This window comes from Streptomyces roseofulvus, from assembly GCF_039534915.1.
GTDB lineage: Bacteria > Actinomycetota > Actinomycetes > Streptomycetales > Streptomycetaceae > Streptomyces > Streptomyces roseofulvus.
Genome location: NZ_BAAAWE010000001.1, coordinates 6,017,477 through 6,032,664, shown reverse-complemented (window position 1 = coordinate 6,032,664; position 15,188 = coordinate 6,017,477). Strand labels below are relative to the sequence as shown.

Below are 15,188 nucleotides of genomic sequence, written 5' to 3'. Positions count from 1 at the left end.
GGGAGGTCGGGAAGGGGATCGGCGGGTTCAGGAGCGGACTTCGAGGAGCGGCACCAGCTGCTCGGCGGGGGTCATCGACCCGTGCATGCCGGTCATCTGGGTCTCCAGCGGCTCGCCGACGGAGGCGACGAGGGCCACGTCCTCGTGGGCGGCGGCGACGACGTCGCCGATCCGGCCGTACACCCGCTCGTCGACGGTGTCGCCGAACCAGCCGAGTGCGATGGCCTCGTCGCGGCCCGCCACCCAGAACTGCTCGCCGAGCACCTCGCGCCAGCAGGTGAGGACGTCGGCCTCGGCACCGGGGACGGCGTAGACGTGCCGGGCGCGGCCCTCGCCGCCGAGGAGGGCGACGCCGGCGCGCAGCTCCCAGTCCTCGTCGACGTCGATGCGGTGCTCCTCGTCGAAGGGCACGTCGACCATGCCGTGGTCGGCGGTGACGTACAGCGCCGAGCGGGCGGGCAGCTGCTCGGCGAGCCGGCGCACCAGCCGGTCGACCAGCATCAGCTGGCCGCGCCAGGCGTCGGAGTCGATGCCGAAGCGGTGCCCGGCGCCGTCGAGTTCGCTGTAGTACGTGTAGACCAGCGAGCGGTCGCCGCCGGCCAGCTGCTCGGCGGCGACGTCCATCCGCTCCTCGCCGGAGAGGTGCCCGTGGAAGGCGCCGCCGCTCAGCGCGATCTGGGTGAGCGGGGTCTGCGCGAAGATCGGAGAGGACACCTGGGCGGTGTGGATCCCGGCCTCGTGGGCCAGCTGGAAGACGGTCGGGTACGGCTGCCAGACCTTGGGCTCGGTCCAGGGGCGCCACTTGAGCTGGTTCATCAGCTCGCCGCTGCGCGGGTCGCGGACCGTGTAGCCGCCCAGGCCGTGGGTGCCCGGGGCGCGGCCGGTGCCGACGGAGGCGAGCGAGGTCGCGGTGGTGGCGGGGAAGCCCGCGGTGATCGGCCGGCCGGTGCCGCCGCGCGAGCCGGCGAGCAGCGAGGTCAGGTAGGGGGCCTCGTCGGGGTGCGCCTTGATCTGCTCCCAGCCGAGGCCGTCCACGAGGAAGACGCAGACGCGGTCGGCGGGGGTCAGCTCGGCGATCCGCGGTTCGAAGCCGGGTACGCCCTGGCCGGCGACGAGGGTGGGCAGCAGGTCGGCGAGGGAGCCGGAGCCGTACTCGGGCACCGGGGCGCTCTCCGGGGCGAGCGGTTCCGGTTCGTCGGGCCAGCCGTGGGCGACCGAGGTCGGCTGCGCCATCAGCGGCCGGCCGTCGGCGCGGTGGCGGCGGTGGCCTCGGAGAGCGCCTGGGCGAAGGTGAGGGTCTGCCGGACGGTGTCCGGGCCGTCGCCGGCCTCGCTGACCCGCAGGCTGAGGTCGTCGGCGGTGGCGTTGCCGGTGTAGCCGTGGTCGGCGTCGCAGTTCGGGTCGCCGCAGGCGGCGGGCTCCAGGTCGATCCGGGAGACGGCGCCCCAGCCGATGGTGAGGACGACCTCGCGGGGCACGGTGCCCGGGGTGTACGACTCCGGGTTGGCGACGACGCGGCTGACCACGACCGACGAGATCCGGTCGAGCTTCACGGACTCGGTGGACGTGGTGGCGTACGGGCTCGGGGAGCTGTTGTCGGCGGCCTGCTCGTCGGTGTGGCTGACGATGAAGCGGCTCGGGGTGAGCACGAGCACGGTGACGTGGCGCCGGACCTCGTTGGCGTCGAAGGTGGTCTCCTGGTGGACCACGTACGACGCGACGTCCTCGCCGCCGACGGCGGCCTCCACCGCCTCGGCCACGAGTGCCGGGTAGTAGCCGCTGCGCTCGATCGCCGCGCGCAGCCCCTGGGTCGTCGTACCGGTCTTCGCCATGGACTCCATCCTACGGGGCTGCGGACCCCCTCCGGCCCGTCAGTAGCCGGGCAGGCGGCGGGGGCCGAGGTCGGTGGTGGGGGCGGCCGGGGCGAGGCGGACCACGGCGCCGAGGACGGAGACGCCCGTCGGGGCGACCACGGCCGGTTCGAGGGCGACGGAGACGATCTCCGGATGGTCGTCGACCAGCCGGGAGACCCGGAGCAGCAGCTCCTCCAGGGCGGGGGTGTCGACGGGGGCCGAGCCGCGCCAGCCGAAGAGCAGCGGGGCGGTGCGGATGGAGCGGACCAGTTCGGCGGCGTCCCGGTCGGTGGCCGGAACCAGCCGGTGGGCGGTGTCGCCGAGCAGTTCGGAGGCGGCGCCGGCCAGGCCGAAGGAGAGCACGGCGCCGGCGGCGGGGTCGATCGCGGCGCGCACGACGGTGTCGACGCCCCGGGGCACCATCGCCTGCACGACGGGCTGGAGCTCGGCGGGCTTGCCGAGGGCCTCGGTGAGCTCGGCATAGGCGGTGCGCAGCTGCTCCTCGGTCGCCAGGTCGAGCCGGACGCCGCCGAGGTCGGGGCGGTGGCGGAGGTGGGGGGCGGTGGTCTTGAGCGCCACCGGGTAGCCGAGCCGGGCGGCCGCGGCCACGGCCTCGTCGGGCCCGGGCGCGGGCAGGGTGGGGCGGACCTCGATGCCGTACCGGCCGAGCAGCTCGCGGGCCTCGTCGGCGGTGAGGGTCACGCCCCGGGACTCCTGTCCGGCGCCCCGCTCGCCGAGCACGCGGTCGATGAGGGCTGCGGCGCCGGTCTCGTCGATGGAGTCGTACTCCGGTACGCGTCCCGGCTCCGCGGCCTGCCGCCGCCACTGTCCGTACCGGACGGCCTCGGCGAGCGCGCGGACGGCCCGCTCGGCGGCGGGGTAGGCGGGGATGTTCCGGGCGGGGGCGGGCGGCTGCGGCTCCTGCGGCTCCGGTGCTGCCTGCGCCTCCTGTGCCGCCTGTGTCTCCTGGGGCGCGGGGGCCGCGGCGGTCTCCGCGGCGGTCGGCGCGGCGGCGACGGTCGGGCGGCGGGTGCGCGCGGGCGGGGGGCGGGTGCTGGTGGCGGCGGAGAGGGCCTCGGCGAGCCCGCCCATCTCGACGTGGACGACGACGACCGGCTTGGCGGCACCCGCGGCCCCGCTGCCGGCGACGGCCTCGCGGAGGGAGGCGGCGAGCACCTCGGTGGTGCCCTCGATCCCGACCCAGGGGATCGCGGTGACGACGACCGCGTCGCAGGAGTCGTCGGCGAGGGCCGCGGCGAGCGCGTCCCGGAAGTCGGCCGGGGTGGCGGTGGTCGTCAGGTCCAGGGGCCGGTGCGGGCGCAGCCCCTCGGTGAGGCAGGCGTCGTACGTGAGGAGGCCGAGGGACTCCGAGTTGCCGAGGATCGCGACGCGCGGCCCGGCGGGCAGCGGCTGTCCGGCGAGGAGGAGTCCGGCGTCGACGAGTTCGGTGACGGTGTCGACGCGGATGACGCCGGCCTGGCGGAGCAGCGCGGAGACGGTGGCGTGCGGGATGCGGGTGACGGGGACGCGGTGGCCGGGCGGGGCGCTGCCGCTGTGGCGGGCGCCCTTGACGACGACGACCGGTTTGACGGCGGCGGTGCGGCGGGCGAGCCGGGTGAACTTGCGCGGGTTGCCGATCGACTCCAGGTAGAGCAGGACGACGTCGGTCGCCGGGTCGTCGTACCAGTGCTGGAGGAAGTCGTTGCCGGAGACGTCCGCGCGGTTGCCCGCCGAGATGAAGGAGGAGAGCCCCGCGCCGCGCCGGTGCAGCCCGGCGAGGAGGGCGATGCCGATGGCGCCGGACTGGGTGAAGAGGCCGATGCGGCCCGCGGCGGGCATCTCGGGGGCGAGGGAGGCGTTGAGCCGGACGTCGGCGGCGGTGTTGATGATGCCGAAGGCGTTGGGGCCGATGATCCGCATGCCGTACGAGCGGGCCTGCCGGACCAGGGCGCGCTGCCGCTCGCGGCCCTCGGTGCCGCTCTCGGCGTATCCGGCGGAGAGGACGACGAGGCCGCGGACGCCGTGCTCGCCGCAGTCGGCGACGACCTCGGGCACCCGCTCGGCGGGGACGGCGACGACCGCGAGGTCGACGGGGGCGCCGATGGCGGCGACGGAGGGGAAGGCGGGCACGCCGTCGAGGTCGGCCGCGGGGGTGTCGAGCGCGGGGTTGACCGCGTACAGCTGGCCGGTGAAGCCCGCGTCCCGCAGGTTCCGCAGGACGGTGCGGCCGACGCCGCCGGGGGTGCGTCCGGCGCCGACGACGGCGACCGAGCCGGGGGCGAGGAGCCGCTGGACGGACCGGGCCTCGGCGCGCTGTTCGCGGGCGCGCTGGACGGCGAGGGAGCGGTCGGTGGGCTCCAGGTCGAGGTGGAGCCGGACGGAGCCGTCCTCGAAGCTGCGCTTCTGGGTGTAGCCGGCGTCCGTGAACACCTTGATCATCTTGGTGTTGGCGGGGAGCACCTCGGCGGCGAAGCGGCGGATGCCGCGCTCGCGGGCGACGGCCGCGATGTGTTCGAGCAGGGCGGAGGCCACGCCGCGGCCCTGGTGGGCGTCCTGGACGAGGAAGGCGACCTCGGCCTCGTCGGCGGGGGACGAGGCGGGCCGGCCGCGTCCGTCGATCCGGTCGTAGCGGACGGTGGCGATGAACTCGCCGCCGACGGTGGCGGCGAGGCCGACCCGGTCGACGAAGTCGTGGTGGGTGAAGCGGTGGACGTCCTTGGCGGAGAGCCGGGGGTAGGGGGCGAAGAAGCGGTAGTACTTCGACTCGTCCGAGACCTGCTCGTAGAAGCTGACGAGCCGGTCGGCGTCGTCGGCGGTGATGGGGCGGACGCGGGCGGTGCCGCCGTCGCGGAGCACGACGTCGGCCTCCCAGTGGTCGGGGTAGGCGTGCTCCTCCGGGGCCGGGGGCTCCCCCGCTCCCGCCCCGCCCGCCCCGTCCGGTCCGTCCGTCTGCTCCGACGCGCTGCGCATGGGGCACAGCCTACGACCGGGGTGGGACACCGGCACCGTTCGCGCGCCGGTCCGCGCCTGGCCCCGGGAGGGGGGTCGAACGTCGTACGGTGGGGGGACCAATGTCGACGGGAGCACTCCGCTTCCCGTGAGAGACTGGTCTAGACAACCCGCCGAAGACCTGAAGGGCAACACCATGGCTGAGCGCCGCGTCAACGTCGGCTGGGCCGAGGGCCTGCACGCCCGCCCCGCCTCCATCTTCGTCCGTGCCGCCACGGCCTCCGGTGTCCCGGTGACCATCGCCAAGGCCGACGGCAACCCGGTGAACGCCGCGTCCATGCTCGCGGTGCTCGGCCTGGGCGCGCAGGGCGGCGAGGAGATCGTGCTGGCTTCCGACGCCGAGGGCGCCGAGGCCGCGCTGGAGCGCCTCGCCAAGCTCGTCGCCGAGGGCCTCGACGAGCTCCCCGAGACGGTCTGACCCGGCGGGTCGGTTCCACGCTTCCCCGGACGGCCGTGTCCCCGGAATTCCCGGCGGACACGGCCGTCCGGCATTTCCGGAACTCCGGAATTCCCCTTTCCGGGCAGCACGAAAGAGGCCCCGGAATTGCTATTCTTTGTATACGGCGCCCGTGTTAATTCCGGACGCTCGCCGTGTTGACGGCATGTTGCGAAACCCTCACACGGCCGCGCTCCGGCCTTTTCAGCCGGTGCAGCGGCAGCGCGTGTTCGGCGTGCAGGGCGGTCAGCGCGCGGGCCCGCTCGGCGTCCCCGCGCGCGATGGCGTCGACGATCGCCCCGTGCTCGGCCCAGGCGTCGACCGGCCGGTCCGGCTGGTCCACCGTGTACATCCAGGCGATCTTGTGGCGCAGCTGGGTGAGGAGGACGGCCAGAGCGGGACTGCCGGACGCCTGCGCGAGCGTCTCGTGGAACCAGCCGCCCAGCGCCCGCAGATCCTCCCCCTGCCCCCTGCGGGCCCGCTCCTGCCCCAGCCTGACCAGGCCGCGCAGCACCTTGAGGTGGGCGTCGGTGCGCCGCTGGGCCGCCCGGGCGGCGCCGAGCGGTTCGAGCAGCGCCCGTACGTCGAGGAGGTCGGCGGCCTCCTGGTCGGTGGGCTCGGCGACATGGGCGCCCGCGTGCCGGCGGCTCACCACGAAGCCCTCGGACTCCAGGGTGCGCAGGGCCTCGCGGACCGGGACGCGGGAGACGCCGTAGCGGCGGGCGAGCTGTTCCTCGGTGAGCCGGCTGCCGCGCTCGAAGACCCCCGAGACGATGTCGTCCCGGATCGCCGTGCATACCGATTGCGCGGGAACCCGCATGTCCGACCTCCGTATTCGCTCCGCGCGCCCCGAATTCGAGCGGCTTCTTCCGCGACTCTATTGCAGTGCGCCGGAAATTCCGATGCCCCCTCGGAATTCGGCCGGTTCACGGCAGCGGGCGTACCGGACGCGGAGCGACGAAAAGGCCCCGGCTCGTGGGAGCCGGGGCCGTTTCGGAGCGGGGTGGCGGGTCAGAGGCTGACACCGCGGGCGCGGAGGTACGCGACGGGGTTGATGTCGGAGCCGTACTCGGCGGTGGTCCGGGCCTCGAAGTGGAGGTGCGGGCCGGTCGAGTTGCCGGTCGAGCCGGAGACGCCGATCTGCTGGCCGGGCTCGACGGACTGGCCGACGTAGACGCCGATGGACGACAGGTGGCCGTACTGGGTGTACGTGCCGTCGTTCATCCGGATCACGATGTTGTTGCCGTACGCGCCGCCCCAGCCGGCCTCGACGACGGTGCCGGAGCCGACGGAGACGACCGAGCTGCCGTAGGCGGCGTGGAAGTCGACGCCGGAGTGGCTGCCGGAGGACCAGAGGGAGCCACCGGTCTTGTAGCCGGTGGAGACGTACGAGCCGGCGACCGGGAGGTTGAAGGAGGCGAGCCGGCGGCGCTCGGCCTCGCGGGCGGCGCGCTCCTCGGCCTCGCGGATCTCCTTCGCGCGGGCCTCGGCCTTGCGCTTCGCCTCGGCGCGCGCCTTGGCCCGGGCCTCGGCCTCGGCGGCCTCCTGCTCCTGGGCGGCGGCCTGCGCGTTGATCTGGTCGGCGATGGACTCGTCGGCGATCACCTTCATGAGGCCGGTGTCCTCGGCGGAACGGTCGTCCGTGTCGGCGGCGAGCGCCGGAGAGGCGAGGGTGCCGACGACGCCGGTGGCGGCGAGGGCGGCCACGCCGGCGATGCCGGCGCTGCGGCGAGCCAGTCGGCTCGCACCACGATGCTTCCCGGTGGCACGGGTGAACGCCAAGACGGTTCCTTTCCTTCCTTCTCGCCTACCGGGTTAGCTGACGGGTTCGGAGCAGGAAGGTCTCCTACGGGCCCCTCCGCGCGGGCGAAGGCGTCCGATTCACCCCAGGGACTGCATGGGTCCCCGGCTCCCCAGGCTCGCGCCTGACGGGGACTCGGCGATGACTGTCCGGTGCCGCGGATGCGGCGCGTGCGTCGGCCGGACAGCCGGATCGACGCTAGGCCGGACGGATGGCGATCGCCAAACAGACGCGCCCTTTTGTAAGACATGCCACAGGTCATACGATCACACTTAACGCCATAACGGACAAAGCGGAGGTCTCCGATGCTTCACCGCATCGGAGACCTCCGCCCGGGGCCGACGGAGCGTCAGCTCACCACGGTCACCTCGCCGATGCCGAGGGCCCGCACGGGCTCCTCGATCTGCGCGGCGTCGCCCACCAGCACGGTGACCAGCCGGTCCACCGGGAAGGCGCTGACGACGGCGGCCGTGGCCTCGACCGTGCCGGTCTCGGCGAGGCGCGCGTACAGCCGGGCCTGGTAGTCGTCGGGCAGATGCTGCTCGACCTGGTCGGAGAGGGTCCCGGCGACCGAGGCCGCCGTCTCGTACTTGAGCGGGGCCACGCCCACCAGGTTCTGCACCGCGACGTCCCGCTCGGCGTCGGTCAATCCGCCCTCGGCCAGCGTGCGGAGCACCTTCCACAGGTCCTCCAGTGCGGGGCCGGTGTTCGGGGTGTCGACCGAGCCGCTGATGGCGAGCAGCGAGGCGCCGTGCCCCTCGCCGTCCGAGCGGAGCACCTGCCCGAAGGCGCGCACGCCGTACGTGTACCCCTTCTCCTCGCGCAGGACGGCGTCCAGACGGGACGTCAGGGTGCCGCCGAGGCAGTAGACGCCGAGGACCTGCGCGGCCCAGACGGCGTCGTGGCGGTCCGGTCCGATCCGGCCGATGAGCAGCTGGGTCTGGACGGCGCCGGGGCGGTCGACGATGACGACCCGTCCGGTGTCGTCGGCGGTGATCGGCTGCATCGGGCGCGGCGCGGCCGGCTCGCCGGTCCAGCGGCCGAGCGTGTCGGCGAGGACCGCGTCCAGGTCGACGCCGGTGAGGTCGCCGACGACGACCGCGGTGGCGGCCGAGGGACGCAGGTGGGCGTCGTAGAAGGCGCGGACGGCGGCGGCGTCGATGGCCTCCACCGTCTCCTCGGTGCCCTGGCGCGGCCGGGACAGCCGGGTGCCGGCCGGGAAGAGCTCCTTGTAGAGCTGCTTGGCCGCGCGGCGGTTCGGGTTGGCCGCCTCGTGCGGGATCTCGTCGAGCCGGTTGGCGACCAGGCGCTTGACCTCGTCGGCGTCGAAGGCCGGGGAGGTCAGGGCCTCGGAGACGAGCGCGAGGGCCTTGGGGAGGCGGGAGACCGGGACCTCCAGGGAGACCCGGACGCCGGGGTGGTCCGCGTGGGCGTCGAGGGAGGCGCCGCAGCGCTCCAGCTCGGCCGCGAACTCCTCGGCGCCGCGCTCGGTGGTCCCCTCGGAGAGGGCGCGCGCCATGATGGTGGCGACGCCGTCGAGGCCCTCGGGCTCGGCGTCCAGCGGCGCGTCGAAGAAGATCTCGACGGCGACGACCTGCTGGCCGGGACGGTGGCAGCGCAGCACGGTCAGCCCGTTGTCGAGCGTGCCGCGCTCGGGGGCCGGGAAGGCCCACGGCCTGGCCTGGCCGGCCTGCGGCTGCGGGTGGAACTCCATGCTGGTCAGGGGCTGGGCGGTGTCCGTCACTGGTCCGCTCCCTCTTCCTCGTCGCTGTCTTCGGCGCCGGTCTCCGCCGGCTCGTACACCAGCACCGCCCGGTTGTCGGGGCGGAGCCGGGCCGCGGCCACCTCGCGGACCTCGTCGGCGGTGACCGCGAGGACCCGGTCGACGGCGGTCAGGGCGAGCTGCGGGTCGCCGAACAGCACGGCGAACCGGCACAGTTCGTCCGCGCGGCCGGCGACCGTGCCGAGCCGGTCGAGCCATTCGCGCTCCAGCTGGGCCTGGGCGCGCTCCATCTCCTCGGCGGTCGGGCCCTCGGCGGCGAAGCGGGCGAGCTCCTCGTCGACGGCGGCCTCGATGGCGGGGACCTCGACGCCGCCGGACGTCTTGACGTCGAGCCAGCCGAGCGACGGGGCGCCGGCGAGCCGGAGCAGACCGAAGCCGGCGGCGACGGCCGTGCGGTCGCGGCGGACCAGCCGGTTGTGCAGGCGGGAGGACTCGCCGCCGCCGAGCACGGTGAGGGCGAGGTCGGCGGCGTCGCACGCGCGCGTGCCGTCCTCGGGCAGCCGGTAGGCGGCCATCAGGGCGCGGGCCGGGACCTCCTCGACGACGACCTCGCGCAGCTGCTCGCCGATGACGTCCGGGAGGGCGCCGTCGCGCGGGGCGGGCTTGCCGTCGTGGCCGGGGATGGAGCCGAAGTACTTCTCGACCCAGGCGAGCGTCTGCTCCGGGTCGATGTCGCCGACGACCGACAGCACCGCGTTGTTGGGCGCGTAGTAGGTGCGGAAGAAGGTCCGCGCGTCCTCCAGGGTGGCCGCGTCCAGGTCCGCCATCGAGCCGATGGGGGTGTGGTGGTACGGGTGGCCCTCGGGGTACGCGAGCGCGGTGAGCTTCTCGAAGGCGGTGCCGTACGGCACGTTGTCGTACCGCTGGCGGCGCTCGTTCTTCACGACGTCGCGCTGGTTCTCCATCGACTCGTCGTCGAGGGCGGCGAGCAGCGAGCCCATCCGGTCGGCCTCCAGCCAGAGCGCGAGCTCCAGCTGGTGGGCGGGCATGGTCTCGAAGTAGTTGGTGCGCTCGAAGCTCGTCGTGCCGTTGAGCGAGCCGCCCGCGGCCTGGACGAGCTCGAAGTGCCCGTTGCCGTGGACCTGCTTCGAGCCCTGGAACATCAGGTGCTCGAAGAGGTGGGCGAGGCCGGTGCGGCCCGCGACCTCGTGGCGCGAGCCGACGTCGTACCAGAGGCAGACCGCGGCGACCGGGGTCAGGTGGTCCTCCGAGAGCACCACCCTCAGGCCGTTCGCCAGCCGGTGCTCGGTCGCTGTCAGGCCGCCGGAGCCGGCCTCGGCCGTGGCCGTGTGACCCATGGGCATGTACGTCCCTTCGATCGCGGTACGAAAAGTCCTGCCACTGTATGCAAGCGCGCCGACACCTGGCGAAGTTCCCCGACCCCGGAGATGTCCCTCGTCCGGGTCGCGGTCCGCGCTGTCGGTGGCACGGTCCACAATGGTCCGCGTCAGATCAAGCTTTGTCGGAGAAGGAGCCGCAGCCGCGATGGCCCGCCGCAGCACGAAGACACCGCCGCCGGACGACGCGTACGAGGAGAGGATCCTCGACATCGACGTCGTCGACGAGATGCAGGGCTCCTTCCTCGAGTACGCCTACTCGGTCATCTACTCGCGCGCGCTGCCCGACGCCCGCGACGGCATGAAGCCGGTACAGCGGCGCATCGTCTACCAGATGAACGAGATGGGCCTCCGCCCGGACCGCGGGTTCGTCAAGTGCGCCCGCGTGGTCGGCGAGGTGATGGGCAAGCTGCACCCGCACGGCGACGCCTCGATCTACGACGCCATGGTCCGCATGGCGCAGCCCTTCTCCATGCGCGTGCCGCTGGTCGACGGCCACGGCAACTTCGGCTCGCTGGGCAACGACGACCCGCCGGCCGCGATGCGGTACACCGAGTCGCGGATGGCCCCGGCCGCGCTGCTGATGACCGAGTCCATCGACGAGGACACGGTCGACTTCGCGCCCAACTACGACGGCCAGGAGCAGGAGCCGGTCGCGCTCCCCGCCGCGTACCCGAACCTGCTGGTGAACGGCGCCTCCGGCATCGCGGTCGGCATGGCGACCAACATGCCGCCGCACAACCTCGGCGAGGTGATCGCGGCCGCCCGCCACCTGATCCGGTACCCGAACGCGGACCTGGACGCGCTGATGCGCTTCGTGCCCGGCCCCGACCTGCCGACCGGCGGCCGGATCGTCGGCCTGAACGGCATCCGGGACGCGTACGAGTCGGGCCGCGGCACCTTCAAGATCCGCGCCACCACGTCGGTGGAGACGGTGACGGCCCGCCGCAAGGGCATCGTCGTCACCGAACTGCCCTTCACGGTCGGCCCCGAGAAGGTCATCTCCAAGATCAAGGACCTGGTCGGCTCGAAGAAGCTCCAGGGCATCGCCGACGTCAAGGACCTCACCGACCGGGCCCACGGGCTCCGCCTGGTCATCGAGATCAAGAACGGCTTCGTGCCCGAGGCCGTCCTGGAGCAGCTCTACAAGCTGACGCCGATGGAGGAGTCCTTCGGCATCAACAACGTGGCCCTGGTGGACGGCCAGCCGCTCACCCTCGGCCTCAAGGAGCTCCTGGAGGTCTACCTCGACCACCGCTTCGAGGTGGTCCGCCGCCGCTCCGAGTTCCGCCGCGGCAAGAAGCGCGACCGGCTCCACCTGGTCGAGGGCCTGCTGGTCGCCCTCCTCGACATCGACGAGGTCATCCGGCTCATCCGGGAGAGCGAGAACTCGGCGCAGGCGAAGGAGCGCCTGATGGAGCGCTTCTCGCTGAGCGAGGTCCAGACCCAGTACATCCTGGACACCCCGCTGCGCCGGCTCACCAAGTTCGACCGCCTGGAGCTGGAGACCGAGCGGGACCGGCTGACCGGCGAGATCGACGAACTGACCGGGATCCTGGAGTCCGACTCCGAGCTGCGCAAGCTGGTCTCGGCGGAGCTGGCCGCGGTCGCGAAGAAGTTCGCCACCGACCGGCGGACGGTCCTCCTGGAGTCGGCGGGCGCGCCCGTCTCGGCCGTCCCGCTGGAGGTCGCGGACGACCCGTGCCGGGTGCTGCTCTCCTCGACCGGGCTGCTCGCCCGGACGGTCTCGGCGGAGCTGCCGCCGGCCGAGGCGGACGCCAAGCGGGCCAAGCACGACGTCATCGTCTCGTCGGTGGCGGCCACCCAGCGCGGCGACGTGGGCGCGGTGACCTCCGCGGGCCGGCTGCTGCGGCTGGCCGTGATCGACCTGCCGCAGCTGCCGGACACGGTCGCCGCGCCGAATCTGGCGGGCGGCGCGCCGCTGAGCGAGTTCCTGTCCCTGGAGGCGGACGAGACGGTGGTCTGCCTGACCACCCTGGACGAGTCCTCGCCCGGTCTGGCGCTCGGCACCCTGCAGGGCGTGGTCAAGCGGGTGGTGCCGGACTATCCGGCGAACAAGGACGAGCTGGAGGTCATCACCCTCAAGGACGGTGACCGGATCGTCGGCGCGACCGAGCTGCGGACGGGCGAGGAGGACCTGGTCTTCATCACCTCCGACGCGCAGCTGCTGCGCTACCCGGCGAGCCAGGTGCGGCCGCAGGGCCGCCCGGCCGGCGGCATGGCGGGCATCAAGCTGGCGGCCGGCGCGGAGGTGCTCTGCTTCGCCGCGGTGGACCCGGCGGCGGACGCGGCCGTGTTCACGGTGGCGGGGGCGAGCGGCACGCTGGGCGGCGCCGCGGCGACCTCGGCGAAGCTGACCCCGTTCGACCAGTACCCGCGCAAGGGCCGGGCGACCGGCGGCGTGCGCTGCCAGCGCTTCCTGAAGGGCGAGGACGCACTGGTCCTGGCCTGGGCGGGCGCCCTGCCGGCCCGTGCCGCGCAGAAGAACGGCACGCCGGTCGAGCTGCCGGAGCCGGACCCGCGCCGCGACGGCTCGGGCACCCCGCTGCCGAAGCCGGTGGACGTGGTGGCGGGCCCGGCGAGCTAGCCGCCGACCCCCGTACGCGCGAGAAGCCCCCGTTCCCGACCGGAGCGGGGGCTTCGTCGTCGCCGGGTTCAGGCGCGCGCGCCGGGGGCGTACACCGTCTCGATCCCGGCGACGATCAGCCGCAGCCCCTCCTCGAAGCGCTCGTCGTAGCCGGAGAAGAGCTCCGCGCCGGCCGCCGCCGCGAGCGGGTACGCGGCGAGGCGCCGGGCGCGCTCGTCGATGTCGAAGCCCTCCCGGGGCTCGCCGGGGAGGGGCTCGATGCCCTGCTCCTCGGTGACGAACCCGAGGGTGTACATGTACGCCGTGGTGCTGGCCCGCACCGCCTCGCGCAGCGTGAATCCGGCGTCGATCAGGGCGCCGAGCTGAAGCTCCATGTCCTGGGCGTGGTCGGTGCCGGTGAAGCGGGCGCCGCTGTAGACCTTGGCGCCGTCGCGGTAGCGCAGCAGTCCGGCGCGCAGCCCCCGGTTGGCGGCGAGCATCAGCTCCTGCCAGCCCTGCCCGGCGGCGGGGCGGGCCTCCGGCTCGGCGACCATCCGCCGGTACATGACGGTGGCCATCTCGTCGAGCAGGGCCTGCTTGTTCTTGAAGTGCCAGTACAGGGCGGGGGCCTGGACGTGCAGCTCCTGGGCGATGGCGCGGAGGGTGAGCCCTTCCAGGCCGCGTTCGTTGAGCAGCCGCAGCGCGGTCTCCGCCACCGTGCTCGGGTCCAGCTTGGTCGTCTTCTTCGTCGCCACCCCGTCACGGTATCCCCTTGACTCCTTAACGCCGTTAAGGGGATCCTTCGAGGGTCGGCACTTAACAGCGTTAAGGACGGGAGGCGGTCACCCATGTCTGCGGACAACGACGGGGACAGGGACAGGGACAGGGACAGGGACAGCGCCGGTAGCGGGACCGGGCGCAGGGACACGGACGTCGTCATCAGCGGGGCCGGGCCCACAGGGCTCGTCCTCGCCCTCGACCTCGCCCGCCGGGGCGTCCGCACGCTCCTCCTGGAGCGGGCGGACGGGCTCTTCCCCGGCTCGCGCGGCAAGGGACTCCAGCCGCGCAGCCTGGAGGTCCTGGACGACCTCGGCGTCCTGCCCGGGGTACTGGCGGCGGGCGGACCGTACCCCCGCATGCTGGCCTGGGAGGGCACCGAGCGGCGGGGCGAGTGGGACATGGTGCCGCGCTCGGAACCCACCGAGCAGGTGCCGTACGCGAACACCCTGCTGATCCCGCAGTCCCGGACCCAGGAGCTGCTGTACGAGCGGCTCACGGCGCTCGGCGGCGGCGTCCGGTTCGGCACGGCCCTCACCGGCCTCCGCCAGGACCACGCGGGCGTGGCGGTGGAGCTGAGCACCGGCGAGACGGTCCGGGCCGCCTATCTGGTCGGCGCCGACGGGGGCCGCTCCACGGTCCGCCGAGCGCTCGGCGTCGGCATGACCGGCGAGACCGTGGACCCGCGCCCGATGCTCGTCGCGGACGTGCGGATCGTTCCGGGGACGGTGGCAGACCGGGACCACTGGCACGTGTGGCGGGCGCCGGACGGCGGCGTGGCGCTCTGCCCGCTGCCCGGCGACGACACCCTCTTCCAGCTCGCCGCCATCTTCGAGGACCGGACGGCCGAGGTGGACACGACCCCGGCGGGCGTCCGCGCGCTGCTCGCCGCCCGGACCCCGCTGGACGGGGACCGGATCACGGACGTGCCGTGGGCGTCCGACTACCGCGCCAGGGCGGCGCTGGCGGACCGCTTCCGGGAGGGCAGGGTCTTCCTCGCGGGCGACGCCGCCCACGTCCACTCCCCCGCCGGCGGCCAGGGCCTCAACACGGGCGTCCAGGACGCCTACAACCTCGGCTGGAAGCTCGCCCAGGTCCTGCTCCACGGGGCACCGGCCGCGCTCCTCGACAGCTACGAGGCCGAGCGCCGCCCCGTCGCGGCGGACGTCCTGGGGCTCAGCACCCGGCTCCACCGGGCCACCGCCGACGGCGAGGCCACCCAGCGCGGCAAGGACGTCCAACAGCTCGACCTCGGCTACCGGGACTCGGCCCTCGCGGTCGACACCCGCCCGGAGACCTCGGAGGACGCCCTGCGCGCGGGCGACCGCGCGCCGGACGGCCGGCACGGCGAGGGACGGCTCTTCGACCTCTTCCGGGGCCCGCACTTCACCCTGCTCACGGCCGGCGACGCCGAACCTCCCGCGGCGCTCCCGGAGCAGGTCCGCACCGCCCGGCTGACGGCGCCGGGCGGACCGTACGGCACGGGCGTCCTTCTGATCCGCCCGGACGGGTACGTGGGCTGGGCGGGCGACCGCGCCGACGCGGGCCTCGACGCCTACCTGACGGCGGTCGGCCTGGCACCGGCGGGCAGACCGGCCTGAGGCG

General features: G+C 74.0%; 11 protein-coding genes and 1 riboswitch. Of the genes, 3 read left to right on the top strand and 8 right to left on the bottom strand.

Annotation, left to right across the window (positions count from 1 at the left end; translation table 11 throughout):
• Positions 1-27: 27 nt before the first annotated feature.
• Genes ABFY03_RS27870 through ABFY03_RS27860 form a run of 3 tightly spaced genes read right to left on the bottom strand, consistent with a single transcriptional unit; the run spans position 28 to position 4,823 of the window.
• A complete protein-coding gene (locus ABFY03_RS27870; protein ID WP_319008809.1) occupies positions 28-1,233 on the bottom strand; it encodes an alkaline phosphatase family protein in 1,206 nt (401 codons plus the stop codon).
• Positions 1,233-1,832, bottom strand: coding sequence for a DUF5998 family protein (locus ABFY03_RS27865; RefSeq protein WP_031010889.1), 600 nt, complete (start codon positions 1,830-1,832; stop codon positions 1,233-1,235). Before ABFY03_RS27865 ends, ABFY03_RS27870 begins: the two co-directional genes overlap by 1 nt.
• Before the next feature lie 39 nt (positions 1,833-1,871).
• Complete coding sequence (locus ABFY03_RS27860; protein WP_346171073.1) at positions 1,872-4,823, bottom strand: bifunctional acetate--CoA ligase family protein/GNAT family N-acetyltransferase; 2,952 nt, start codon at positions 4,821-4,823, stop codon at positions 1,872-1,874.
• A 175-nt stretch (positions 4,824-4,998) separates the two neighbouring features.
• Between ABFY03_RS27860 and ABFY03_RS27855 the strand changes: the two genes are divergently transcribed.
• Positions 4,999-5,280, top strand: a complete 282-nt coding sequence (locus tag ABFY03_RS27855) for an HPr family phosphocarrier protein (protein WP_043227291.1) — start codon at positions 4,999-5,001, stop codon at positions 5,278-5,280.
• A gap of 154 nt (positions 5,281-5,434) precedes the next feature.
• Here ABFY03_RS27855 and ABFY03_RS27850 read toward each other — a convergent pair whose 3' ends face one another.
• The 4 genes from ABFY03_RS27850 to ABFY03_RS27835 form a co-directional block, all read right to left on the bottom strand.
• On the bottom strand, positions 5,435-6,118 hold the full coding sequence (locus ABFY03_RS27850) for a GntR family transcriptional regulator (protein ID WP_319008807.1): 684 nt from the start codon (positions 6,116-6,118) through the stop codon (positions 5,435-5,437).
• 191 nt (positions 6,119-6,309) lie between these two features.
• Entirely contained in the window at positions 6,310-7,080 is a 771-nt protein-coding gene (locus ABFY03_RS27845) for a M23 family metallopeptidase (RefSeq protein WP_346171072.1), read from the bottom strand.
• A gap of 8 nt (positions 7,081-7,088) precedes the next feature.
• Positions 7,089-7,250, bottom strand: a riboswitch (cyclic di-AMP (ydaO/yuaA leader).
• A 198-nt stretch (positions 7,251-7,448) separates the two neighbouring features.
• Entirely contained in the window at positions 7,449-8,813 is a 1,365-nt protein-coding gene (locus ABFY03_RS27840; protein ID WP_386723582.1) for a M16 family metallopeptidase, read from the bottom strand.
• 26 nt (positions 8,814-8,839) lie between these two features.
• Positions 8,840-10,186: a M16 family metallopeptidase gene (locus ABFY03_RS27835; protein WP_346171071.1), complete on the bottom strand. Its 1,347-nt coding sequence runs from the start codon at positions 10,184-10,186 to the stop codon at positions 8,840-8,842.
• 181 nt (positions 10,187-10,367) lie between these two features.
• On the opposite strand from ABFY03_RS27835, the gene ABFY03_RS27830 reads away from it, so the two are divergent.
• A complete protein-coding gene (locus ABFY03_RS27830; RefSeq protein WP_319008803.1) occupies positions 10,368-12,827 on the top strand; it encodes a DNA gyrase/topoisomerase IV subunit A in 2,460 nt (819 codons plus the stop codon).
• Between the two features lie 68 nt (positions 12,828-12,895).
• Here the strand turns inward: ABFY03_RS27830 and ABFY03_RS27825 are convergent, their stop codons facing one another.
• Positions 12,896-13,561, bottom strand: coding sequence for a TetR/AcrR family transcriptional regulator C-terminal domain-containing protein (locus tag ABFY03_RS27825; RefSeq protein WP_319008802.1), 666 nt, complete (start codon positions 13,559-13,561; stop codon positions 12,896-12,898).
• Positions 13,562-13,654: 93 nt separating this feature from the next.
• On the opposite strand from ABFY03_RS27825, the gene ABFY03_RS27820 reads away from it, so the two are divergent.
• Positions 13,655-15,184 carry an FAD-dependent monooxygenase gene (locus ABFY03_RS27820; RefSeq protein WP_346171070.1) on the top strand — a complete coding sequence of 510 codons (1,530 nt, stop codon included), beginning with the start codon at positions 13,655-13,657 and terminating at the stop codon, positions 15,182-15,184.
• Positions 15,185-15,188 lie beyond the last annotated feature (4 nt).

Coding starts and splice junctions, on each gene's coding strand:
- ABFY03_RS27840 (WP_386723582.1), bottom strand. CDS start 8,813: ATGGAGTTCCACCCGCAGCCGCAGGCCGGCCAGGCCAGGCCGTGGGCC.
- ABFY03_RS27820 (WP_346171070.1), top strand. CDS start 13,655: ATGTCTGCGGACAACGACGGGGACAGGGACAGGGACAGGGACAGGGAC.
- ABFY03_RS27865 (WP_031010889.1), bottom strand. CDS start 1,832: ATGGCGAAGACCGGTACGACGACCCAGGGGCTGCGCGCGGCGATCGAG.
- ABFY03_RS27870 (WP_319008809.1), bottom strand. CDS start 1,233: ATGGCGCAGCCGACCTCGGTCGCCCACGGCTGGCCCGACGAACCGGAA.
- ABFY03_RS27855 (WP_043227291.1), top strand. CDS start 4,999: ATGGCTGAGCGCCGCGTCAACGTCGGCTGGGCCGAGGGCCTGCACGCC.
- ABFY03_RS27850 (WP_319008807.1), bottom strand. CDS start 6,118: ATGCGGGTTCCCGCGCAATCGGTATGCACGGCGATCCGGGACGACATC.
- ABFY03_RS27830 (WP_319008803.1), top strand. CDS start 10,368: ATGGCCCGCCGCAGCACGAAGACACCGCCGCCGGACGACGCGTACGAG.
- ABFY03_RS27860 (WP_346171073.1), bottom strand. CDS start 4,823: ATGCGCAGCGCGTCGGAGCAGACGGACGGACCGGACGGGGCGGGCGGG.
- ABFY03_RS27835 (WP_346171071.1), bottom strand. CDS start 10,186: ATGCCCATGGGTCACACGGCCACGGCCGAGGCCGGCTCCGGCGGCCTG.